The 22480-nt window shown below is 39.2% G+C and carries 17 protein-coding genes and 10 tRNA genes; 4 read left to right on the top strand and 23 right to left on the bottom strand.

Features of this window, described 5'->3' with window-relative positions; all coding sequences use genetic code 11:
• Positions 1–375: 375 nt before the first annotated feature.
• Positions 376–1791 carry an alanine/glycine:cation symporter family protein gene (locus tag I6F47_RS16550; protein ID WP_197184207.1) on the top strand — a complete coding sequence of 472 codons (1416 nt, stop codon included), beginning with the start codon at positions 376–378 and terminating at the stop codon, positions 1789–1791.
• Between the two features lie 968 nt (positions 1792–2759).
• On the opposite strand, the gene I6F47_RS16545 is transcribed toward I6F47_RS16550, so the two are convergent.
• The 14 genes from I6F47_RS16545 to I6F47_RS16480 form a co-directional block, all read right to left on the bottom strand.
• Positions 2760–2846, bottom strand: a tRNA-Leu gene (locus I6F47_RS16545).
• Positions 2847–2884: 38 nt separating this feature from the next.
• Positions 2885–2958: transfer RNA gene (locus I6F47_RS16540), tRNA-Cys, on the bottom strand.
• 19 nt (positions 2959–2977) lie between these two features.
• A tRNA-Gly gene (locus tag I6F47_RS16535) sits at positions 2978–3053 on the bottom strand.
• 49 nt (positions 3054–3102) lie between these two features.
• A tRNA-Leu gene (locus I6F47_RS16530) sits at positions 3103–3189 on the bottom strand.
• Positions 3190–3228: 39 nt separating this feature from the next.
• Positions 3229–3304: transfer RNA gene (locus I6F47_RS16525), tRNA-Gly, on the bottom strand.
• A gap of 64 nt (positions 3305–3368) precedes the next feature.
• Positions 3369–3455 (bottom strand) — tRNA-Leu (locus I6F47_RS16520).
• A 39-nt stretch (positions 3456–3494) separates the two neighbouring features.
• A tRNA-Gly gene (locus I6F47_RS16515) sits at positions 3495–3570 on the bottom strand.
• A gap of 64 nt (positions 3571–3634) precedes the next feature.
• Positions 3635–3721 (bottom strand) — tRNA-Leu (locus I6F47_RS16510).
• A gap of 37 nt (positions 3722–3758) precedes the next feature.
• Positions 3759–3832: transfer RNA gene (locus tag I6F47_RS16505), tRNA-Cys, on the bottom strand.
• A gap of 32 nt (positions 3833–3864) precedes the next feature.
• Positions 3865–3940: transfer RNA gene (locus tag I6F47_RS16500), tRNA-Gly, on the bottom strand.
• A 212-nt stretch (positions 3941–4152) separates the two neighbouring features.
• Entirely contained in the window at positions 4153–4698 is a 546-nt protein-coding gene (pgsA, locus tag I6F47_RS16495) for a CDP-diacylglycerol--glycerol-3-phosphate 3-phosphatidyltransferase (RefSeq protein WP_032827134.1), read from the bottom strand.
• A gap of 42 nt (positions 4699–4740) precedes the next feature.
• Complete coding sequence (uvrC, locus tag I6F47_RS16490) at positions 4741–6564, bottom strand: excinuclease ABC subunit UvrC (protein ID WP_021032122.1); 1824 nt, start codon at positions 6562–6564, stop codon at positions 4741–4743.
• A 9-nt stretch (positions 6565–6573) separates the two neighbouring features.
• Positions 6574–7224 (bottom strand): UvrY/SirA/GacA family response regulator transcription factor, encoded by a 651-nt coding sequence (gene uvrY, locus I6F47_RS16485; RefSeq protein WP_002963136.1) that lies wholly within the window; start codon positions 7222–7224, stop codon positions 6574–6576.
• Between the two features lie 108 nt (positions 7225–7332).
• Positions 7333–8484, bottom strand: coding sequence for a dicarboxylate/amino acid:cation symporter (locus tag I6F47_RS16480; RefSeq protein ID WP_007587010.1), 1152 nt, complete (start codon positions 8482–8484; stop codon positions 7333–7335).
• A gap of 362 nt (positions 8485–8846) precedes the next feature.
• Here I6F47_RS16480 and cysK point away from each other — a divergent pair, with 362 nt between their 5' ends.
• Both cysK and I6F47_RS16470 read left to right on the top strand, forming a co-directional pair.
• Entirely contained in the window at positions 8847–9815 is a 969-nt protein-coding gene (gene cysK / locus I6F47_RS16475; RefSeq protein WP_002963138.1) for a cysteine synthase A, read from the top strand.
• 142 nt (positions 9816–9957) lie between these two features.
• Complete coding sequence (locus I6F47_RS16470; RefSeq protein ID WP_197184206.1) at positions 9958–10392, top strand: hypothetical protein; 435 nt, start codon at positions 9958–9960, stop codon at positions 10390–10392.
• 81 nt (positions 10393–10473) lie between these two features.
• Here the strand turns inward: I6F47_RS16470 and I6F47_RS16465 are convergent, their stop codons facing one another.
• Positions 10474–12750, bottom strand: a complete 2277-nt coding sequence (locus tag I6F47_RS16465) for an acyl-CoA dehydrogenase (RefSeq protein ID WP_165735706.1) — start codon at positions 12748–12750, stop codon at positions 10474–10476.
• 167 nt (positions 12751–12917) lie between these two features.
• Between I6F47_RS16465 and I6F47_RS16460 the strand changes: the two genes are divergently transcribed.
• Positions 12918–14765 (top strand): M2 family metallopeptidase, encoded by a 1848-nt coding sequence (locus I6F47_RS16460; protein WP_197184205.1) that lies wholly within the window; start codon positions 12918–12920, stop codon positions 14763–14765.
• A 67-nt stretch (positions 14766–14832) separates the two neighbouring features.
• Here I6F47_RS16460 and I6F47_RS16455 read toward each other — a convergent pair whose 3' ends face one another.
• The 8 genes from I6F47_RS16455 to I6F47_RS16420 form a co-directional block, all read right to left on the bottom strand.
• A complete protein-coding gene (locus I6F47_RS16455; RefSeq protein ID WP_165722919.1) occupies positions 14833–15636 on the bottom strand; it encodes a putative porin in 804 nt (267 codons plus the stop codon).
• A 665-nt stretch (positions 15637–16301) separates the two neighbouring features.
• On the bottom strand, positions 16302–17096 hold the full coding sequence (locus I6F47_RS16450; RefSeq protein WP_002962833.1) for a putative porin: 795 nt from the start codon (positions 17094–17096) through the stop codon (positions 16302–16304).
• A gap of 201 nt (positions 17097–17297) precedes the next feature.
• Entirely contained in the window at positions 17298–17672 is a 375-nt protein-coding gene (locus tag I6F47_RS16445) for a PH domain-containing protein (RefSeq protein ID WP_007377979.1), read from the bottom strand.
• Entirely contained in the window at positions 17672–18580 is a 909-nt protein-coding gene (locus tag I6F47_RS16440) for an ABC transporter ATP-binding protein (RefSeq protein ID WP_007377980.1), read from the bottom strand. The genes I6F47_RS16445 and I6F47_RS16440 overlap by 1 nt, the downstream gene beginning before the upstream one ends.
• Entirely contained in the window at positions 18577–19404 is an 828-nt protein-coding gene (locus tag I6F47_RS16435; protein ID WP_024599820.1) for an ABC transporter permease, read from the bottom strand. Before I6F47_RS16435 ends, I6F47_RS16440 begins: the two co-directional genes overlap by 4 nt.
• A gap of 143 nt (positions 19405–19547) precedes the next feature.
• Positions 19548–20729, bottom strand: coding sequence for a cystathionine beta-lyase (locus I6F47_RS16430; protein ID WP_024608065.1), 1182 nt, complete (start codon positions 20727–20729; stop codon positions 19548–19550).
• Positions 20730–20738: 9 nt separating this feature from the next.
• Positions 20739–21659 carry an NAD(+) diphosphatase gene (nudC, locus tag I6F47_RS16425; RefSeq protein ID WP_165722920.1) on the bottom strand — a complete coding sequence of 307 codons (921 nt, stop codon included), beginning with the start codon at positions 21657–21659 and terminating at the stop codon, positions 20739–20741.
• Positions 21660–21833: 174 nt separating this feature from the next.
• On the bottom strand, positions 21834–22337 hold the full coding sequence (locus tag I6F47_RS16420; RefSeq protein WP_007586991.1) for a LabA-like NYN domain-containing protein: 504 nt from the start codon (positions 22335–22337) through the stop codon (positions 21834–21836).
• Positions 22338–22480: the final 143 nt, after the last annotated feature.

Raw genomic sequence — 22480 nt, 5'->3', positions numbered from 1 at the left:
TTTGAGTCGCTTTAGCGTCTCAAGGGATGCGAATAATACACCCTTTATTTTTCGAGTCAACACTTAGTTTTAAACTTTCTTTCGATAATTTAAAACCGAAGTTTTATTTAACTCTCTGAGTTGTTCCTGCCTCGCTATGCGTTGGCGTTTCCTGTCTCAGTGGGGTCGCATTATAGGGAGCGGCGGATTTTACGCAAGCGTTATTTGCATAAAATAGTAATTAAAATTAAGCCCCAAGCAAGCACACACGATAAGCACAAGTTACCCACAAAACCCTGTTGATAACTCTGCTTTTGAACTTTAAAACTAAACACTTTTATCCTGATGTGATAAGTTGCGGTCACTTTTTTTAACTCATGTATTTAGGCAGTATCCATGACAGACATAATAAACAGTATAAGTGCCCTTCTATGGGGCCAAGTTCTCGTCTACTTATTAATAGCAGCAGGCCTCTTTTTTACTTTTCGACTAGGCTTTATTCAGTTTGTGCAATTTCCACATATGTTCAAAGTTATGTTTGGCTCTCGTAAATGTGCCGATAATGAAATTTCATCCTTTCAGGCTTTTTGTACTTCGTTAGCTGCACGTGTTGGTACAGGTAATATGGCTGGTGTTGCTGTTGCCTTATACCTAGGTGGGCCAGGTGCTATTTTTTGGATGTGGCTTATTGCATTAATAGGTATGGCTACAAGCTTTGCTGAAAGTACTTTGGCTCAGGCTTATAAAACAAAAGATGCTGATGGCAATTTTAGAGGTGGCCCTGCTTATTATATGCAAAACGGCTTAGGTAAACGCTGGATGGGGACTTTATTCTCGTTATGCTTAATTTTAGCCTTTGGTTTGGTATTTAACGCCGTACAGTCAAACTCTATTGCTGCAGCATTTGAAGTAGCGTTTGATGCACCTAAGTATATAGTAGGCATTTGCTTGGTTATTGGCTCTGGTATTATTATTTTTGGTGGTTTGAAAACGATTTCTCGTTTTGCTGAAATGGTTGTCCCATTTATGGCATTAGCTTACTTGTTAGTGGCTCTTTATGTATGCGCTATTAACTTTACTGCATTACCTGATGTAATTGTACTTATAATAAAAAGTGCTTTTGGTATTGAACAAGCTGGTGCAGGTGCAATTGGTTATGGTGTTACACAAGCTATGATCCAAGGTATAAAGCGTGGCTTATTCTCAAACGAAGCTGGTATGGGTAGTGCAGCTAATGCTGCAGCCACTGCGACACCTTACCCTCCTCATCCAGCATCACAAGGTTATGTGCAAATGCTAGGTGTATTTATTGATACTATTGTTATTTGTACAGCGACTGCTTCTCTTATTTTACTATCGCAGCAATTAGTACCTGAATCTGGTGTTATGGGGATTGAACTTACACAAGCAGCATTGCAAGAACATGTCGGCGACTGGGGTACTTACTTTATTGCCATTGCTATATTGTTTTTTGCTTTTACTTCTATTGTGGCTAATTACTCTTACGCTGAAACAAATTTAATGTTTTTAGAGCACAACTCTAATAAAGGTATGTTTATCTTTAGACTTGTTGTTTTAGGTATGGTGATGTTTGGTGCTGTTGGTGAGCTTGGTTTAATTTGGACGCTGGCAGATATATCAATGGGTTTAATGGCCATTGTAAACGTTATAGCGCTATTTATGCTTTCAGGTGTTGTTGTATGGCTCTCTAAAGATTACAACGAACAACGCAAAAAGGGCTTAATACCCACCTTTGACAAAAGTAAGCACCCTAAACTTGCTAAAGAGGTCGATCCCGAGGCCTGGAAATAAACAATAAACAGCGAGCTACGGCTCGCTTTTTTAGTTCTAAAAATAAAAAGTCCTGACACATAGCACTCGATCATTTATAAGTAAAAGCTGTTACGGACGATAAGAACTGTATAGACATTATCTGATTATCAGCCTAGAGAAGACAACCTACAAAAACAGATGTTTAATGCCCACAGCTCTGCATTATGTATAAGCACTTTATTGTTTACCTATTTGAAGTTCTCACCATAACTCTAGACTTACTCTTACCCGCGATTTTTAACTTCCAATGAGCATGTGTTAGCAACCAATTCGACAACTATACCAACCTGCATAAATCTCTGAGCAATTTAACGAATTAAATTGCACTATAACGTCGTTAAAAATTTTTATTTAGAACACTAGATACAAAAATTTTTGCCTAAATCTAGCGTAATTTCCTTAACCTTAAATAGACCCCATATATAAGCAGATTGGTATTACTTTATGCTACCAGCACATAGGTGTTTGAACTTTGCTTTCAAGGTTATTTGCTCTCGAGGTGTAGATTGCTTTACTGTTTTGAATTTTTTAAAGCTAATGGCCTACTTTACTGGTTGGTATCATAAGTCTATGACGCTTAGTTCAGTTCAAAGTGTATTCATTAGCATTAAGTACTGTGTGTCGCTAAGGATTGCATGGCTGGTTTATTTGAGGCGCTATAGGATTGGGTTTGGAAATATTACATTATGCTTACTCATATATATCTTTAATACGATAGATATACAAACTCTTAATGAACTATCACACAACGCTATTATTGGGTAGACCATGCATAAAATAGTGCATATCAAGATAATATAAATCATAGAAAACATAAAAATGATAAATCAGGATTTTTACCGGATATTTTATAGATATTAGAAGATTTATTAGATTTTTTAANCCGGATATTTTATAGATATTAGAAGATTTATTAGATTTTTTAAGCAGAGCGCTTAATAAAGAGATGGTGCCCGAGGCCGGACTTGAACCGGCACGACTTGTTAGTCGAGGGATTTTAAATCCCTTGTGTCTACCAATTCCACCACTCGGGCATCGAGTTTGCTAATTAAAGCGTGTGGAGTAAATTATATGGAGGCGGAACCCGGAGTCGAACCGAGGTAAACGGATTTGCAATCCGGTGCATGGCCACTCTGCCATTCCGCCTAAATGTATCCAGATAATTTGGAGCGGTACACGAGGCTCGAACTCGTGACCTCGACCTTGGCAAGGTCGCGCTCTACCAACTGAGCTAGTACCGCAAAATACTGTTTTATCAACTTCAAATCATCTTGGTAAAATAATTTAAAGTGGTGCCCGAGGCCGGACTTGAACCGGCACGACTTGTTAGTCGAGGGATTTTAAATCCCTTGTGTCTACCAATTCCACCACTCGGGCATCGAGTTTGCTATTAAAAGCAAGTGGATAAAACTAATTTGGAGCGGTACACGAGGCTCGAACTCGTGACCTCGACCTTGGCAAGGTCGCGCTCTACCAACTGAGCTAGTACCGCATCATATTAATTCTAAATTAACCATTTTACAAATTACACTTGGTAATGTAATTAAACCACAAAGTGGTGCCCGAGGCCGGACTTGAACCGGCACGACTTGTTAGTCGAGGGATTTTAAATCCCTTGTGTCTACCAATTCCACCACTCGGGCATCGAGTTTGCTATTAAAAGCAAGTGGATAAAACTAATTTGGAGCGGTACACGAGGCTCGAACTCGTGACCTCGACCTTGGCAAGGTCGCGCTCTACCAACTGAGCTAGTACCGCATCATATTAATTCTAAATTAACCATTTTACAAATTACACTTGGTAATGTAATTAAACCACAAAGTGGTGCCCGAGGCCGGACTTGAACCGGCACGACTTGTTAGTCGAGGGATTTTAAATCCCTTGTGTCTACCAATTCCACCACTCGGGCATCGAGTTTGCTAATTAAAGCGTGTGGAGTGTTGAAATGGAGGCGGAACCCGGAGTCGAACCGAGGTAAACGGATTTGCAATCCGGTGCATGGCCACTCTGCCATTCCGCCCCAATACTGGAGTAATAACCTTGAGATAAACTTGGAGCGGTACACGAGGCTCGAACTCGTGACCTCGACCTTGGCAAGGTCGCGCTCTACCAACTGAGCTAGTACCGCATTTTATTTATCAGTTATTTGAATTAGCACATGATGATTTATGTGAACATTCAGGTAACTGATTAATTACCGTTTTGTTTATCTCGGGGGCTATGCCCTCTCAACACGGACGCATTCTACAGAGATTATTAAACGCGTCAATACAAAAAATGCTAGTTTTGAACTGTTTGCTTGTTTTTTATCTAAAACGGTGCGTTATTATACATTTAGAGTTAATTTTTAGTCAATTCACCCCATGCTGCACGTAAATATTGCATCATAGAACTCAAGGTTAAAAAGGTCGCAATGTACAGTAGTCCAAAACTTAAATAGTTCATCCACGTATCATATTGCCAAATCAAACCGATAATGGCTAACATTTGTGCAGCCGTCTTTATTTTACCCATATTTGATACAGCTACATTACCACGCTTACCCTGCTCTGCCATCCATTCACGAAGTGCAGATATGATAATTTCACGGCTTATTATAATAAGAGCAGGTATTGTCATATACATTGACTGGTACTGATCAGATAACGCTACAAGTGCAGCACATACCATTACTTTGTCAGCAACAGGATCTAAAAAAGCACCAAAAGGAGTTGATTGCTCAAGCTTTCTTGCCAAATAACCGTCTAATATATCGGTGATCGATGCAAGCCAAAAAATAAAGGCGGCAGCAAAAAAAGCCCAGCTATAAGGCAAATAAAATATCACCAAAAAAACGGGGATAAGAAAAAGTCTAAATGTTGTGAGTGTGTTTGGAATATTCCACATAACTACTTGGATATGTCTTTTTTGCTATATTCGCATGTAGGGCTAGCCCTTGTCATGCAAATGGTTAAATATCTTCTCAGCCATGTCAGGGCTGATCCCAGGAACTTTCTTTAACTGTTCTATATTAGCAGCTTTTACACCCTGCATGCCCCCTAAATATTTTAATAATGTTTGGCGACGCTTAGAACCTACTCCATTTATTTCTTCTAGTAGTGATTGTGTACGTTGTTTTTGTCGTTTATTACGATGCCCTGCAATAGCAAAACGGTGAGACTCATCACGTATATGCTGAATCAAATGAAGCGCAGGCGCATCTGAATCCATCGGAATGGTTTTGCGTCCACCGTCAATCAATAGTGTTTCAAGACCGGGTTTACGACTCGTTCCTTTTGCAACACCGACTAATAAAGGCATTTTAGTGTGCGGCCAATTAGAAAAGTACTGCTCAGCGCGTCCTAACTGCCCCTTACCGCCATCAATAAAGATAACGTCTGGAATTTTGTCTTCGTCTACTAACTTGTTATAGCGCTTGTTAAGTGCAAATTCCATTGCAGCATAATCATCGCCACCTGTAATACCTGTTACGTTGTAGCGCCTATACTCTTTTGTATTTGGGCCTTGTGAGTCAAATACAACACAACTTGCAACGGTGTTCTCCCCCATGGTGTGGCTTATATCAAAACACTCCATTCGGGTAATATCGTCAAGTCGCAGTGTTGCTTTTAATTGTGCATAACGTTTATTAATAGAGTCTTGGGTACTTTGTTTAACCGCAATACTGTTTAATGCATTTTTATTGGCCAGTTGTAAGTATTGCGCACGCTCACCACGAGTGACCACTTTAAGGATTACTTTGCGCTCACTTATTTGTGTAAGCGCTTCGCCGAGTGCCCCGCTCTCTTCTATTTCAAACGGTAATATGATTTCTTTTGCAATACGCCCTGTTGCTCCTGGCGCTAAATAGTACTGTCCTAAAAATGAAGTCAATATTTCTTGCTCACTCGAATCTTTAGGTACTTTTGGAAAATAGGTTTTACTACCCAGTACTTTATGATCGCGGATCATTAATAAATGAATGCCGTTTAACCCGTTTAAATGCGCAAAACCGACAACATCCATTTCTGCAAAGTTACCAGAAATAGACTGTTGCTCCTGCATTTTACGAAGTAGCATTATTTGGTCGCGAACTTTTGCCGCCAATTCAAAGTTTAATTGCAGGCTGGCTGCTTCCATTTTTTTTATTAAATCAGCAATAACTTCGTGAGATTTACCCGTTAAAAATTTACGAACATAGTCGACCTGCTCACTGTAATCATCATCAGTTACTTTATTTACACATGGAGCTGAGCAACGTTTAAGTTGATATTGCAGACACGGGCGACTTCTTGCGCGGTAATAAGCATCTTCACATTGACGAACAGGAAATATTTTTTGCATTAAGCGCAAGCTTTCAGATACCGCTCCTGCGCTTGGGAAAGGCCCAAAGTACTCACCTTTAATTTTACGACTGCCACGATGAAATGCTAAACGAGGGTGTTTATGGCTAGTGAGTAAAATATAGGGGTACGACTTATCGTCGCGTAATAATATGTTGTACCGAGGCTGATATTTTTTTATTAGATTATTTTCAAGCAGCAGCGCTTCGGTTTCAGTATTGGTGAGGGTGACTTCAATGTTGCAAATATTACTCACTAAAACGCGTGTTTTGCTATCGGTAATGTTACTTCTAAAGTAACTGCTCACACGCTTTTTTAGATGCTTTGCTTTACCAACATAAATAACTTGGTTATCACTATCAAGCATGCGGTATACGCCCGGCTCACTTGATAGCGTTTTGAGAAAATGTACGTGATCGAATTCAGACATAAATTATAGTTAGTACGAAACGTCTATATCAATCATTTTATGACGAATAGCTAAATGGGTAAGCTCAACATCACCACCTACATTTAACTTTTCAAACATACGGTAACGATAGCTATTTACTGTTTTAGAGCTTAGATTTAAGCGTTCAGCTATATTTTGTGCTTTTTCACCTTTGGTGATCATAAGCATAATTTGCAGTTCGCGCTCAGATAAACTCTGAAAAGGGTTTTCATCTGTGCGGCCTGTCACTTGTGCAAGCGCTATCTGCTGTGCAATTTCAGGTGCAATGTAACGCTGACCAGCATGAACACAACGAATGGCACGAACCATTTCGTCAGAGCCTGCACCTTTAGTTAAAAAGCCATGTGCACCAATTTGCATTACCTTGCTCGGAAACGGGTCTTCACAATTAACAGTAAGCACAATAATTTTTACATCTGGGCAGTAACGACAAATCTTTTTAGTCGCTTCTAATCCGCCCATGCCTGGCATATTCATATCCATTAATACTATGTTTGGCGCATGCTGACGACAAAACTGTACAGCCTCTTCGCCAGTTTTAGCTTCGCCAATTACTTTAAACCCTCGTACGTCATCAAGAATACGCTTGATTCCTGTTCGTACAAGTTCATGGTCATCAACTAAAAGTACATTAATCAATGGAACATCCTCACTTACCTAACAACATGCAATTTAATTAAATTAATTTGCCACAGTAACATACATAAAGCGAAACAATAATTAATATTATTGCCTCGCTCTAATAGTTTAAGATGACGATTTTTCGCTAAATCTGTCAACCCATAACGCAATGATACCATCACCCGTTACATTACACGCAGTACCAAAGCTATCTTGTGCTAAATAAAGTGCAATCATTAATGCAACAGCACCTTCATTAAACCCAAGCATGCTTGTTAATAAACCAAGCGCCGACATGACTGCACCACCTGGCGCACCCGGTGCTGCAATCATTACTACACCTAACATCATAATAAACGGTAGCATACCCATTAATGAAGGAACTTCCATGCTTGGCGATAAAAACATAACAGCCATTGCACAGGTTACTATAGTGATAGTTGAGCCAGATAAGTGAATAGTCGCGCAAAGTGGCACTGTAAAGTTAGCTACATCTTCTTTAACGTTATTTGCTTTACTTGATTGAAGCGATACTGGAATCGTTGCTGCACTTGACATAGTACCTAACGCTGTAAAGTAAGCTGGTAGCATATTTTTAACTAATTCGATTGGATTACGTTTTAACAATATACCTGTCGCTATATATAAAACGCTTAACCATAACCAATGCATAACAAGCGCTGCAATTAGTACTACACCAAATGTTTGCAACGTATCTACCACAGTGCCTGCCACCGTCATTTCGGCAAATACGCCAGCAATGTAAAATGGTAAAGCTGGAATAATTACTTTCGATAATAACCCGTCCACTACATCACGACCCTGATCAGACACCTTTTTAAGCGTATCAAGTTCTAGTTGGCTCATGCCTATACCAAATACAAAAGCAGTCACTAATGCGGTCATTACACCCATCAGAGGTGGAATTTCTAAATCAATAAAACTACCTATTTCAGTAGCAACTTCTGCTTCAAATGTAATGCCACCACTTAAAAAAGGGATAACAGCACTTACTAATAAAAATGCAAGCGTACCTGCAATAATGGTAGAGCTGTAAGCAAACCCGACTGTTTTACCAAGTAAGTGACCAGACCCTTTTGGTAGGCCAGCAATACCCGATGCAATAAAAAATAAAATGATAAGAGGGATGGTAAAGGAGATAATTTGACCAATCAGCTCTTTTACTGTAAATAAAAGTTCAACACCAGTTATAGGTACATATAGTCCGACTAAGATACCGGCCACAATACCGGCAATTAATTTTAAGATTAACTTCATTGTGATTGCTTAATTGAATTTAGATACGTGTTTTTATCATGTTTTAGACGCATTGTGTGATAAAACTATTCAAGTTACATTCATATGCACAAATAACGAACAAATATAGCTTGATCCAATGCTCTTTCGAACATTTTTTGACTAAACGAGTTTTTACTCTTTAAATTTCAAATTAAGCCCGCACCTATAATAACTAAAGCACCGTTAATAATTGATTTTTATTTCGGCTGGTTATAAGCCCAATAGATATATGTTATAGCCAAACTTTACTTTAGTTTTTTTAAACTCACAGTAAAGTGTGTTTATATAGTTAGTAGCAAAGGCTATTAACACGTTGATCAGATTGCATCTAAAGGAACATTATGTCTACTATTTTTGAAGATAACTCACTAAGCATCGGTAATACACCGCTGGTAAAACTTAACCGTGTTACAGGTGGGAATGTATACGCTAAAGTTGAATCTCGTAATCCAAGCTTTAGTATCAAATGCCGCATTGGTGCATCGATGATTTGGGAAGCTGAAAAGTCAGGTCAGCTTGTTGAAGGTAAAGAACTTATAGAACCAACATCGGGGAACACCGGTATTGCACTTGCATTTGTTGCAGCAGCACGTGGTTACAAGTTAACGCTTACTATGCCAAACACCATGAGCCTAGAACGTCGCAAGCTATTAAAAGCATTAGGTGCAAATCTAGTACTTACCGACGGTGCTAAAGGTATGAACGGCGCAATTGAAAAAGCAAAAGAAATTCAAGCAACAGCACCTGATAAGTATATTTTATTACAACAATTCGAAAACCCTGCAAACCCAAAAATTCACTTTGAAACAACAGGCCCTGAAATTTACGATGCGCTTGACGGCAAAGTAGACTTTTTTGTAGCAGGTGTAGGTACTGGTGGTACTATTACAGGTGTTAGCCGCTACCTTAAAACAGAAAAAGGTTTAAACGTTAAGTCTATTGCTGTTGAGCCAACTAACTCTCCTGTTATTAGCCAAACGCTTGCCGGCGAAGAAATTAAACCTGGCCCTCATAAAATCCAAGGTATTGGTGCAGGCTTTATCCCTGGCAACTTAGATATGGACTTAATTGATGGTGCCGAGCTTGTATCTAACGAAGACGCAATTGCAATGGCGCATCAGTTAATGAAAAAAGAAGGTATTTTAGTCGGTATTTCGTCAGGTGCTGCGGTTGTTGCAGCTAAGCGAATTGCTGAAAAACCTGAAAACGCAGATAAAAATATTGTTGTTATCCTACCTAGTGCAACTGAGCGTTACTTATCAAGTCCAATGTTTGATGAAGAATTTAGTGAGCAAGAGTTAGTACAATAAGTAATTTTAAGATTTTTAAAAGGATGCTTTAGGCATCCTTTTTTATTATTTATTATCCAATTTTCTATTTATTGCCCCCCATACCTTTACATCTTCCTAGATAAACCACACACTTTAAAAAAACTAATTAATAATAACTAATATGAAAAAAATGACGAGTTTATTAAGTTTGGTTATCTGTTTATTTTTATCAGCCTGTGGAGACGATACCAAAACACTTGGCGACACTCCTGGCGATACAGCAACCGCTTATTTTGATGCGCTTTATAACCAGCAAGACCTTCAAAAAGCCAGCACCATGGCAACACCCAATCTTACGCGCATCATGAAATCCTACGGCACTGCAAAACAGTTTTCCCGTAACTTAGTAAATATGCAATATGATGAAGTAACCATTGAAGTTGATATGACCAATATGAGCATCCGTGAACAATACGGTGATAACGCCAAAATAAACCTTATTTTTACCGGCTATTTAAATGGTGATAAAATTGACGAAATGCGCAGTGTAAAAATGCTTCGTAAAAAGGGCAAATGGTACATAGATAAAATAGTTGCCGACCCTTACGCTCGTTAAAATAAATGAATTAAACATAAAAAGGCCTTACATTTGTAAGGCCTTTTTGATCATGCTTGAGTTAGTATTTAAAGTACTGCACTAAAGATCACCTGGTTGAAAATTATCAACTGCAATGGCTTTCTTTCGTAACTTATTAGCGTGATGCATTGCATCAGCATCCGTTTGCTCTAACAACTTATTTTCAAGCGCATAATTTATAGCACCTTCAATATCAAGCGTTGCAGGCACACTGCCCTTACGCTGCCATTGTTTTAGATCTTTAAACTGCGCTTGCATATCATGCATAGCTAAAAATGCGCTTTCCATGACCCCTGTACCTGCATTTTCATCTACATAACATAAATGCGTTAAGCGGTTTCTAAATACACCCGGTTGAGTCATACGCTCACAAATACTTTGTGCTATTTCATCACTTGGTCTGTGGTAATGATTTCCAAGCGGGAATACGATACGTTTAAGGGTAAAATTAACAACCGGATTTGAAAAGTTTTTAAAGAAGCCATTAAACGCTTGGCCAATTTCAAATAATGAGTTCTCAATAGCATATTTTACAAATGGTAAATCAGCTTGTTGGCGCCCTTCGTCTTCATAACGTTTTAAAACAGTTGATGCTAAGTACAAATGACTTAATACATCACCCAAACGTGCCGATATCATTTCTTTTCGTTTAAGCTCACCGCCAAGCATTAACATAGCCACGTCTGTGCAAATAGCTAAGCCTCGGCTCATTCTGCTCAGTTGCTTATAATAAACAGCCGTTTCACCACCTACAGGCGCTTTAGCAAAATAACTACGTGTTAAGCCATGCACAAATGCCATACCAGCATTACTTGCTGCAAATATTATATGGTTCATTAATAAACCATCAAATTGTTCAAGTGCTGCGTCGTCATCTTCCATTGCAGCGGCTTCCATTTCTTTTAAAACAAATGGATGGCAGCGTGTTGCACCTTGGCCAAATATCATTAAGTTACGCGTTAAAATATTCGCGCCTTCAACCGTAATTGATACTGGAATACCCATATAGCCATGTGCCAAATAGTTATTAGGCCCTACTTGAATTCCTTTACCTGAATGAATATCCATTGCATCATTCATTACCGTACGACCCATTTCAGTCATATGGTATTTAGCAATCGCTGTTACAACCGACGGGCTTAATTTTAAATCAATCGCACCTGCGGTCATTAATCGGCACGACTCAAGTGTGTAAGTTAAACCACCAATACGTGCAAGTGCCTCTTGCACTCCTTCAAACTGCCCTATAGATACACCAAACTGCTGGCGTACCATGGCGTATGCCGATGTCATTTTTGAAGCTAAATGTCCAGTTGCTGCACTTAATGCCGGTAGTGATATACCACGCCCTGCACTTAAACACTCAACAAGCATTCTCCAGCCACGCCCTGCACACTCTTGCCCACCAATGATCCAGTCCAGTGGTATAAATACATCTTTACCGTAAGTAGTACCATTCATAAAGGCCATATTAAGCGGATAATGACGCTCACCCGTTTCAACACCCGGATGATCGGTTGGTATTAGAGCACATGTAATGCCTAGCTCTTTCTTATCACCTAATAAAGCATCAGGGTCATACATTTTAAATGCTAAGCCGAGTACAGTAGCCACGGGTGCAAGTGTAATGTAACGCTTTGACCAATTTAAACGCAGGCCCATTACTTGCTCGCCATTGTGCTCACCCATACACACCACGCCTGAATCAGGAATGCTGCCAGCATCAGAGCCCGCCTCTGGTCCCGTTAATGCAAAACAAGGAACATCTGTACCATTAGCTAAACTTGGCAGCCAACGATCTTGCTGCTCTTTAGTACCATAGTGAAGAAGTAACTCGCCCGGACCTAAGCTATTAGGCACCATAACAGTGACTGCGGCTGTTAAGCTTTTAGTCGAAATTTTTGACACTATCGTTGAATTAGCAATTGCCGAGAACTCACGACCGCCAAATTTTTCAGGAATGATCAGCGCAAAAAAACCTTCTGTTTTTAGGTAATCCCACACTTCTTTTGGTAAGTCTTTGTCTTTTTGTACAATTTGATAATCATCAAGCATCGCCAATAAGGTTTCTACTTGGTTAGCCATAAATGCGTTTTCTTTATCGCTAAGCTCTGGTTTAGGAAAGCGGTGCAGTTTTTGCCAGTCTGGGTTACCACTAAATAACTCACCATCCCACCAAACATCACCTGCTTCCATCGCCTCTCGCTCTGTTTGCGATAATGGCGGAAGCACCTTTTTGAACATTTTAAACGTAGGACGACTAATCAAGTTTAGGCGAATATCTTTAACCGCAAAAATAACCACCACCACGACCAGCAATATTATAAATATTAACATGCGCACATTCCTTACACATTGAATGAAAATAGTAACTTAATTATGACCCATCTTAATTTAAATACAATCATTGCACGACGAGTCGTGAGCCTTAACGCATTCATTTTATTGTTTTAAACATCACTGCTATTATCAACGTTTTAATAACAATAAATTAAAGGAATAGCATGACCCCCTTTCGATTTAAACTAAGTATGAGCGCCTTAATGGTAGCAAGTACTCTTGCTTTAACGGCCTGCGATGCGCAAGTAACTATAGACACTACCGATTCAGCACACACTAAAAAAGCTGTAACAGCTAAAGATGCAAAAACATTTATAACAAACACAGAAAAAGAACTAAGTGCACTTTATTTAGAATCGAGCCGTGCAGAGTGGATTTACGCAAACTTTATTACTCATGATACGTCGGCTCTATCGGCTGAAGTTAACCGTAAAATGACCGAAACAGTCGTGCGTTTAGCAAATGAAGCTGCAAAATACGACGAACTAGAGCTTGATTACGATGCTCGCCGTAAGCTTGATAAACTAAAACTAGCACTTACACTTCCTGCCCCACAAGACGCTGATAAAACAGCACAACTTTCACAAATTGTCGCAGAGCTTGGCGGGCTATACGGTAAAGGTGAATACTGTAAAGAAGACGGCACCTGTTTAAGCCTTGGCGACATGACTTCAAAAATGGCCACCAGCCGAGATTACAACGAACTACTTGATTTATGGCAAGGCTGGCGTCAAATATCAAAACCAATGCGCTCACTTTACGAGCAACAAGTAGTGCTGACCAACGAAGGTGCAAAGGAGCTTGGTTATGCCGATACGGGCGCTATGTGGCGCAGTAAATACGATATGCCTGCTGATGACTTCACCACCGAGCTTGACCGTATTTGGGGCCAAGTTAAACCACTGTATAACTCGCTACACTGTCATGTTCGCGCAAAGTTAGGTGAAAAGTACGGCACCGACAAAGTACCTCAAGATCAGCCAATACCAGCGCACTTACTTGGTAATATGTGGGCGCAAGCATGGGGTAATATTTACGATGTAGTTGCACCAGAAAACGCCGATCCGGGTTACGACGTAACCGAGTTATTAGCTCAAAATAATTACGACGAACTTAAAATGGTAAAAGGGGCTGAAAACTTTTTTACCTCAATGGGTTTTGACGCACTACCAGAGACATTTTACGAGCGTTCACTGTTTGTAAAACCAAAAGACAGAGATGTGCAGTGTCATGCATCAGCATGGAATATCGATAGCAAAGACGATTTACGCATTAAAATGTGTATTCAGCGCACAGGCGAAGAGTTTTCAGTTATTCACCATGAATTAGGTCATAACTTTTATCAACGCGCATATAATAAGCAGCCTTTATTTTATCAAGAAAGTGCAAACGATGGTTTTCATGAAGCCATTGGTGACACCATTGCCTTATCGGTTACACCGGGTTACTTAAAAGAAATCGGCTTACTTGAACAAGTACCTGATGAATCTAAAGATATTGGTTTATTAATGAAAATGGCACTTGATAAAGTCGCCTTTGTGCCGTTTAGCTTAATGGTTGATCAGTGGCGCTGGCAGGTATTTTCAGGGGAAGTAGCACCGGAAAATTACAATAAAGCATGGTGGGAACTACGTGAAAAATACCAAGGAGTGCAAGCTCCTATCGCACGTAGCGAAAATGATTTTGATCCGGGTGCTAAGTACCACGTTCCGGGTAACACGCCTTATACACGTTACTTTTTAGCGCATATTTTGCAATTTGAGTTTCATCGCAGCTTATGTGAAATTGCCGGTAACGATAAAGCCATTCATCGCTGCTCTATTTATAACTCAAAAGAAGCAGGGGATAAGCTAAACGCTATGCTTGAAATGGGTTCGTCTCGCCCTTGGCAAGAGGCGCTTGAAACTGTAACAGGTAAGCCGCAAATGGATGCAACAGCAATGCTCGATTACTTTGCACCATTACAAACATATTTAGATAAACAAAACGAAGGCCGCAACTGCGGCTGGTAAATAGCGCTGAACAAAAAGCCCGCTCAAATGAGCGGGCTTTTTATTCATATTCTAATTTTCTGTTAAATTAGAACTGTAAGCTTACATTTGCAAAGTAAGCATCATAATCAGAATCATCCCAGTTATTGCCGTAACCTGCTTTTAAACCAACATTGTTGTTGAAAAAGTGTTGGCCACCAAGAGTGTAGTCATCATTTTTATTAACTGTAACAAACACCGATGTTGCTTTGCTGAAATAGTAGTTAGATGCTAATTCCCAGTTACTTGAACCGCCATCAACATCTTCAAACTTACCTTCAACAGTCAAGTAGTTACCTTGCTGTAAATCAACAAAGTACTTAGCTGCTACTGCACGGTAATCAAACTCATCATCTGCTGTTACTGTAAAGCCGATATAATCAGTGCTGTTTAACTGATGGTTATATGCTAAGTCAAACACAAACTGATTGTCAGCATCTTCGAAATCTACAAACGTTGCTTTTAATACAAGGTTTGGGTTAAAGAAGTAACCAGCTGAAAGTTCAATTACATCCGTGCTTGAGCCAAAATCACTATCGAAATTATTGTACTGTGCACCTAATACAAAATCTTCTACAAAATACTCACCGCCAATGCTAGTAACATCTCCAAGATCATTATCACTGTATGCACCATAAACATTTGTTTGCTTATTGATGTATTCAAATTGATCGTAAGGACCTAAAGTCGCTTTTGGAGAAAAATAATATGTTGAGTCAACACTTACTGTGTCATCACCATCTACGTCCACATATCCTACATGGCTGATTGATTGGTAAGTATCTGCGGCTATTGCAGTGGTTGCAGCACTTGATAATAAAATGCTCGAAATGATAACGGCTAATTTTTTCATTTTAAATTCCCTATAAATATTACTTTTTATGCCTCAGCTGTCTAGCCAAAGTCGGGGCGCATCCTAACGCCAAAAAAATGAACAAAAACTGAATAAAAGGTCAGATTAAACTCAGTGGAATTGTAATAATTTATACGTAAATGTAAATACAAAGTATCTGCCAAATCTACAAGACAATATCATGTCATCATTTAAATTTAAAAAGTAACAAATGCGGTACAAACTGTCGCTAAATTGAACACAACTTAATTATTCGATAAATCTCATCAATATAATTTCCTCTCACTAAATTTTTCTAATTTCTCAAAAAATTACTCTGTTTAATTCATTATTTCTGTATTTATAATGAAAAATAGGTTTGTATCAGTGCATATTTTTATCTGTTTTTTTCCAATAACCATTGTTTACTAGCAAAAAAAACTCCAATACTTACTATTTTATAGCTATTATCATCGACTGCACTTAATGACCTTAATAACAATTTAGCCATTCATGGCGACTCTATTTATAACTTAAAGGAGTTATTTAGATGAGTATAATAAAGGCCCTAATAATGGCTGGTAAAAGTTTATAGTTAAAAGCTCAAACGTTTAAAAACGACAAAGCCCGCTAAATTTAGCGGGCTTTTTAATATTACTTTTGTATTAACTAAGTACGGGACTTAATTAAAACTGAAAACGCATGTTAGCAAAGTACGCATCGTTATCAGAATCATCAGCGTTGTTTTCGTAACCCACCTTTACACCAATATTTTTATTGATAAAGTGTTGAGCACCAAAGCTATAAGTATCTTGCTTATTGTAGTTAGCAAATACAGATGTTGCTTTTGAGAAGTAGTAGTTAGTTTCTGCTACCCATTGGTTTTCTGCATCATCAATGCTTTCGTATTTACCTTCAAAAGTAAGATAGTTACCTTGCTGTAAATCAATAAAGTATTTAGCAGCTACTGCACGGTAATCAAAATCGTCGTCTGATGTAAGTGTAACACCTACGTAATCAGTGCTGTTTAGCATGTAGTTGTAAGCTAAATCAAATAATGCGTAATCATCGCCGTCTTTGTTTTCAACTAGTGTTACTTTTGCAAGTAAATCAGGGTTGAAAAAGTAACCACCCGTCAGTTTATAAAGCTCACTGTTAGAACCTGAATCTGGGTCGAGGTTTTCGTAAGATGCGCCAACAACAAATTCATTAATGAAGTATTCACCACCAACTGATGTTAAATCGCCAAAGTCGTCATCAGCGTAGCCACCATATACGTTAGTTTGTTTATTGATGTATTCAAACTGATCGTACGGACCTAAAGTTTTTTTAGGAGATAAGTAGTAAATAGAATCTACAGCAACGGTGTCGTTGTTATCGCTATTTTTATAGCTTAGGTTACTAATTGAATTGTAGCTGTCTGCAGCAGCCGCAGTGCTAGATAATAAAATGCTCGAAATAATAACTGCTAATTTTTTCATTGTAAGACTTCCCTATGTACATTGCTTTTTATGCTCTAGCTGTATTGCTAAAGTCGAGGCACATGCTAACGTTAGGAAACTGAATGAAAACTTAACTAACCAGTTGTATTTATTAAGTTAATTGTAAGGAAGTGTTGTAAACTGTAAAATTAAAGTAGTTGCAACATCTAGTCAACAACTACTTAAAACATGTACCGCAGCTTAAAGCGCGTGTTGGCTAATAATACGATAAACATCGTTAATATTATCGCCAGACTTAAACTCTTTACTAATTGGTGTTGGATCTGAGCCAACCCATATTTTTAGCTCGGCATCTAAGTCAAAATGGCCTGCACTTTCTTTACTAAACTTGGTAATTTTAGAGTAAGCAATACTCACCATTTCCATTTTAGAGCCGGTCATACCTTGCTTATCAATTAAGATTAAGCGCTTATTAGTAAAAATAAACATATCACGTACTACTTTATATGCTTTTTCTACTTGCTCGCCGTCAATTAATGTATTGGCGAGGATTTTCTCTAAATCAGAATCGTCAACTTCGCTTGCATTACCCATAAGTCCGCTAAGTAAACCCATTATACTTTCTCCTGTTTAAATATTTGATTCTCTAATGTGTGACCATTAACTAACTGCCTGTACTGCCAGTGTTGCTGATGACAAAAATTCAGTAGTGCAATATCAAGTGGATCGCTCGTTGGCTGATACTCAACAACATATTCTTTATGTTGGCTCATATACACCCGGCTCACCCCTGCAATTGCTTGAAGCTGTTGCTCAACATTTTGATAAGCTTCGCTTAGCATTAATGTATAAAAGTGTTTATCGGTATTATTTGTTTTTGTTTGATGCTCGCTTAGTACGCCTTTATCTAAATGAAGTACCTGTGAGCATAGTCGCTCAAGCTCAGTTAAATCGTGAGAGCTTAAAATAAATGTAGCCTGCTCACTTAATTCAGATACTAGCTCACGTACTTCTCTGGCATGAATCGGATCAAGCCCTGCGGTTGCTTCATCAAGCATTACAATTTGTGGCGCGCCAATAAGTGCTTGCGCTATCGTAACGCGCTTGCGCATACCGTGCGATAAGTCCCCCGCACGCTGCTTTGCAATTTCTTTTAAGCCAACCAAGTCAAGTACACGTAGCGCCTCAGTTTGGCTTTGCTTAGCACCCATACCTTGCAGTTTTGCATAAAAGGCGAGTTGCTTATCTATATTAAAACGAGGGTCAAGTTGTGCATCTTGTGGTAATGCACTTACTTTATTAAATAAAGCAGCGCTCCCTGGCTTATGCCCTAATATTTCAAGGCTGCCTTTACTTGGCGCTATATAGCCGCACAACAAACTAAATAAGGTGGTTTTACCCGCACCATTTGGCCCAACAAGCGCCACTGGCGCACCTTTATTAATCTCAAAGTCCACATTATTAAGCGCAAGTTTTGCACCATACGATTTACTCAAACCGCTGGCTGTAATTAATGGTCTCATAGTGAGCTCCTTGCAAAAATACGTTGAGCAACGCTTAGTAACACCGCTGTTTGCACAAGGGGAATAGCCACAGCGCTTAATAATGGTAAATTTTGCCCCGCTAATAACTCTATTTGCACACCCGGAAATAAATAATCAAGCAAGCCTAATGCGGGTATTTGCCATTGCAATATCCCCACAACAATACCGCCTGCTGCAAAATATAAAATTGCCAATACAATAGATAAACGCGATGAGCGAGCAAAGGTATTTATTAACGTCATAAGTGCTACAAATGGGCACAGAGTAATCACTAATATTAAAAATATAGAAAGCGCACGGGCAAAACCACCAGCCAGTAAACTTGGATCTCTAAACCCTAGTACAGCGAGCGTAGCCACAAGAGTAATGCCCACTAAGCAGGCTAATACTGCTAGCTGCCCTAAAAAACGGCCAAACAGTATTTCAAAGCGAGTGGAGCGCAGTGATAAAAACCTCAGTGTGCCGCGCTCTCTGTCGCCTACTGTTTGATCGCTACAAATAAATAAACCAAAAACGGGAAAGCTATACAGGGCTATTAACCAGTACATAGCAAATTCGGCCTCAGGCCAATCTAATAACTTACTTAAACCAATAGAACCTGATATATCACGGGCTATTTGCTCAAAATCGGGCGCACTTACAATGCCTACTGCTTGTCCTATTGGGTAGCGCAGTATTATTAGCCACACCAATGCAAAGGCAGCTAATGCAATAAGTCCACGTTTAGTTAAAAACATACGTACAAGCTCAAATCCCGCTATTTGCGTTAATCGCCCTACGTTTATCGGTAATGGTGTTGCCATTGACTATCCTTAATGACTTTTTATTTTCTGTGTATTTATCCACACTAAGTGTAAACACCTTGAATTACCAGCAAAAAAAAGCCCACCTATGGTGAGCTTTGTAACAATACATTTAAATGTAACAGCATAAATTGCGATATAAATTATAAATGCTGCTTATAAACCTCAAGTGCTTGGCTTAAATCGCTAATTAAATCTTCAACATCTTCAAGACCAATATGCAAGCGAATAACCGGGCCTAAATCCCAACCTGTATTTGAACGCAGCCCTTTCATAGTTAAATTAGCGGTTACTAAACTTTCAAAACCGCCCCACGAAAAGCCCATTTTAATATGCTCAAGGCTATCTAAAAATGCATCAATCGCTTTTTGATTACCAGTTTTCATCACAAATGAAAACAACCCATTACTGCCATCAAAGTCACGTTTAAAAAACTCATGCCCTGGGCAGGTTTCAAATGCAGGGTGGCGAATATGATCAACAAGCTCATGTTGTTCAAGCCATTTAGCTACTTCTATTGCTGCTTTTTCATGTTGATTTAAACGCACACCCATTGTACGAAGGCCTCTAAGCGCTAAATACGCATCATCGGCACTGGTACATTGCCCTAGTAAGTACGAGTTTTCGCGCAAGGTTGGCCAGTACTTTTTATTAGCAACAGCCACACCCATCATCACGTCTGAATGGCCGACAATATACTTCGTTGCAGCCTGAATACTAATATCAACACCGTGCTCTAGCGGACGATAATGCAAACCGTTGCCGTAGGTATTATCAAGTATGGTCATTACGCTATGCTCATTGGCTACTTTTACCATAGCAGGCACATCTTGCACTTCCATCGTAATAGAACCTGGGGATTCTAAAAACAATACTTTGGTATTTGGCTGAATGTAGTCTTTAATACCTGCGCCAATGGTTGGCGGGTAGTAGGTTGTTGTAATGCCCAGCCCCACTAAAATTTTATCGCAAAAATCGCGAGTTGGTTCGTACACGTTATCAACCATTAAAATATGATCACCGGTTTTTAAAAACGATAAAAATACTTGGCTAATCGCCGCTGCGCCACAAGGGTATAGTGCACAGCCTTCGCCGCCTTCAAGTTCTGTAATCGCTTCTTGTAGTGCAAAGTGTGTTGTTGTGCCCCGGCGCCCATAAAATAACGTTTTATCGCCACGGGTTTTAGCAGCTTCTTTTAAATCTGCTACAGTATCAAATACAATGGTAGATGCACGCTGTACAACGGGATTTACTACGCCATGTGTATAGGCTTTTTTGCGCCCTGATGATACCAGCTGAGTGTTTTTATTACTTTTACTCGACATTGTTAATCCTTAAGGGTTTGTGCGCCAATGCTCAATTAAATAACGAGAAATAGAGTCGGTTCTAGGCAGCTTTAAATGCTCCCCTTCTTCGTGCCAATTACCAAATTGCTCTAAGTCTTCACGACTAAACCATTTTGCATCGTCTAGCTCTTCTTTATCTACGTTAATTTCCTCAGATGTCGCCTCTGCAAAAAAACCAAGCATAATGGACGATGGGAACGGCCATGGCTGAGATGCAACATAACGTACGTTATCAACCTCTATACCTGCTTCTTCTTTAACTTCACGCGCAACAGCTTGTTCCAGTGTCTCCCCTGGGTCTACAAATCCAGCAAGCGACGAATACATACCAATAGGCCACGCGGCTTGGCGACCTAATAAACAGCGTTCTACTCCGTCAGCAAAGACTTTAGTAACCACCATAATTACCGCAGGATCGGTGCGCGGGAATGTAGGATGCTTACAGTTTTCGTTTTCACACACTCTAGAGTGCCCGGCTTCCACTGAACGGTTTTTACTACCGCAGCGCCCACAAAAACGGTGCGTGGCATGCCAATAACATAACCCTCTCGCAAGGGCGGCTATTGAGGCATATTTAATGGTTACTTGAGGCCCATATTGGCGAATATCAAAAAACTGAGCGCCCTCTATTAAAGGCGTAAGTACGCTTTCATCCAGATCAGATACATCCAATGCAAACACACCATGTTTAGCATTATTTAAACCAACAAAAATAGCACTCGTTAAATCTAAATGCGCCACTTGTTGATACGTTAAATAGCTTACTTTAGGGGTATCTTTAATAAATAGGGTTTGATTATTTTTAACTAAAACCCATTTACTTTGCGCCGACATTTGCGCTTTAAGCCACGATGGGTCTTTACGAAAATTTGAGCCTCTATCTAGTGGCATGTTGCTATAATGAAGCATGTAAGTCCTTGGTAACTCGTTATGCTTTAAAATTACCATAATCATTTAGCAAACCCAATTGATTACAGTAATAAAAAAAGCCTATACAAGGCTTAATTCATCTATTACGGCTTTGTATTAAAATCTCTCATGTTGCAGGCACTTAGCTTGCACTTTTTTAACTATTTTTTACTGTTAAAGTAGCAAAGTATTATCAATTAAATGAAATTGCTCTGCGCTTTGTTTTAATACCTCAGCGGTTAACCGGTCAGCACCGTATACATCGCACGGTACATTATATTGATTTTTTAAATGCCCAAGTAACAAAGCAAAGTCACCATCGCCAGAGAGCAAAATAACCTTATCAAGGCTTTTACCCTGCTCTAACATGTCTATTGTTATACCTACATCCCAATCGCCTTTAGCACTTCCATCACGGCGTTGAATAAATGGCTTTAGCTTTACGTCAAAACCAATCGCACGCAAAATATTTTGAAACTGATTTTGCTTTTCATCACCTCGATAAATAGCGTACGCAAAAGCACACTCAATATTGTATTGCGCCTGCATTACCCGCCAAAACGCATTGTAGTCAAAGTTTTTTCCGTAACTCTCGCGGCACGTGTAATAAATATTTTGCACATCAACAAAAATACCTACGCGTGGTTTCGTGCTTTGCTGCTCGTTTTGTAAAGTCATTTAGTGTCCTAGTGAGGATTAATAGCAATAAAAGTAACGTTATAAAATAAGTGTACCTTGCAATTTATATTTAAGTAACCTAAATTAGTTACATACCCTTATGTAACCAATATTGGTTACATATTAAAAAGTAACCATTTTGA

The sequence above is a fragment of the Pseudoalteromonas sp. NZS37 genome (assembly GCF_015864265.1).
Taxonomy (GTDB): Bacteria; Pseudomonadota; Gammaproteobacteria; order Enterobacterales; family Alteromonadaceae; genus Pseudoalteromonas; species Pseudoalteromonas arctica.
Note: the sequence above shows the minus strand (reverse complement) of the source record. Positions and strands in the feature narration are given on the sequence as shown.

Bases quoted from the DNA above. Each gene is read 5' to 3' on its own strand.
- I6F47_RS16450 (WP_002962833.1), bottom strand. From the start codon at position 17,096: ATGAAAAAATTAGCAGTTATTATTTCGAGCATTTTATTATCTAGCACT.
- I6F47_RS16420 (WP_007586991.1), bottom strand. From the start codon at position 22,337: ATGACTTTACAAAACGAGCAGCAAAGCACGAAACCACGCGTAGGTATT.
- I6F47_RS16455 (WP_165722919.1), bottom strand. From the start codon at position 15,636: ATGAAAAAATTAGCCGTTATCATTTCGAGCATTTTATTATCAAGTGCT.
- pgsA (WP_032827134.1), bottom strand. From the start codon at position 4,698: ATGTGGAATATTCCAAACACACTCACAACATTTAGACTTTTTCTTATC.
- cysK (WP_002963138.1), top strand. From the start codon at position 8,847: ATGTCTACTATTTTTGAAGATAACTCACTAAGCATCGGTAATACACCG.
- I6F47_RS16550 (WP_197184207.1), top strand. From the start codon at position 376: ATGACAGACATAATAAACAGTATAAGTGCCCTTCTATGGGGCCAAGTT.
- I6F47_RS16445 (WP_007377979.1), bottom strand. From the start codon at position 17,672: ATGGGTTTACTTAGCGGACTTATGGGTAATGCAAGCGAAGTTGACGAT.
- I6F47_RS16440 (WP_007377980.1), bottom strand. From the start codon at position 18,580: ATGAGACCATTAATTACAGCCAGCGGTTTGAGTAAATCGTATGGTGCA.
- I6F47_RS16430 (WP_024608065.1), bottom strand. From the start codon at position 20,729: ATGTCGAGTAAAAGTAATAAAAACACTCAGCTGGTATCATCAGGGCGC.
- I6F47_RS16435 (WP_024599820.1), bottom strand. From the start codon at position 19,404: ATGGCAACACCATTACCGATAAACGTAGGGCGATTAACGCAAATAGCG.
- I6F47_RS16480 (WP_007587010.1), bottom strand. From the start codon at position 8,484: ATGAAGTTAATCTTAAAATTAATTGCCGGTATTGTGGCCGGTATCTTA.
- I6F47_RS16470 (WP_197184206.1), top strand. From the start codon at position 9,958: ATGAAAAAAATGACGAGTTTATTAAGTTTGGTTATCTGTTTATTTTTA.
- nudC (WP_165722920.1), bottom strand. From the start codon at position 21,659: ATGCTTCATTATAGCAACATGCCACTAGATAGAGGCTCAAATTTTCGT.
- uvrC (WP_021032122.1), bottom strand. From the start codon at position 6,564: ATGTCTGAATTCGATCACGTACATTTTCTCAAAACGCTATCAAGTGAG.
- I6F47_RS16460 (WP_197184205.1), top strand. From the start codon at position 12,918: ATGACCCCCTTTCGATTTAAACTAAGTATGAGCGCCTTAATGGTAGCA.
- I6F47_RS16465 (WP_165735706.1), bottom strand. From the start codon at position 12,750: ATGTTAATATTTATAATATTGCTGGTCGTGGTGGTGGTTATTTTTGCG.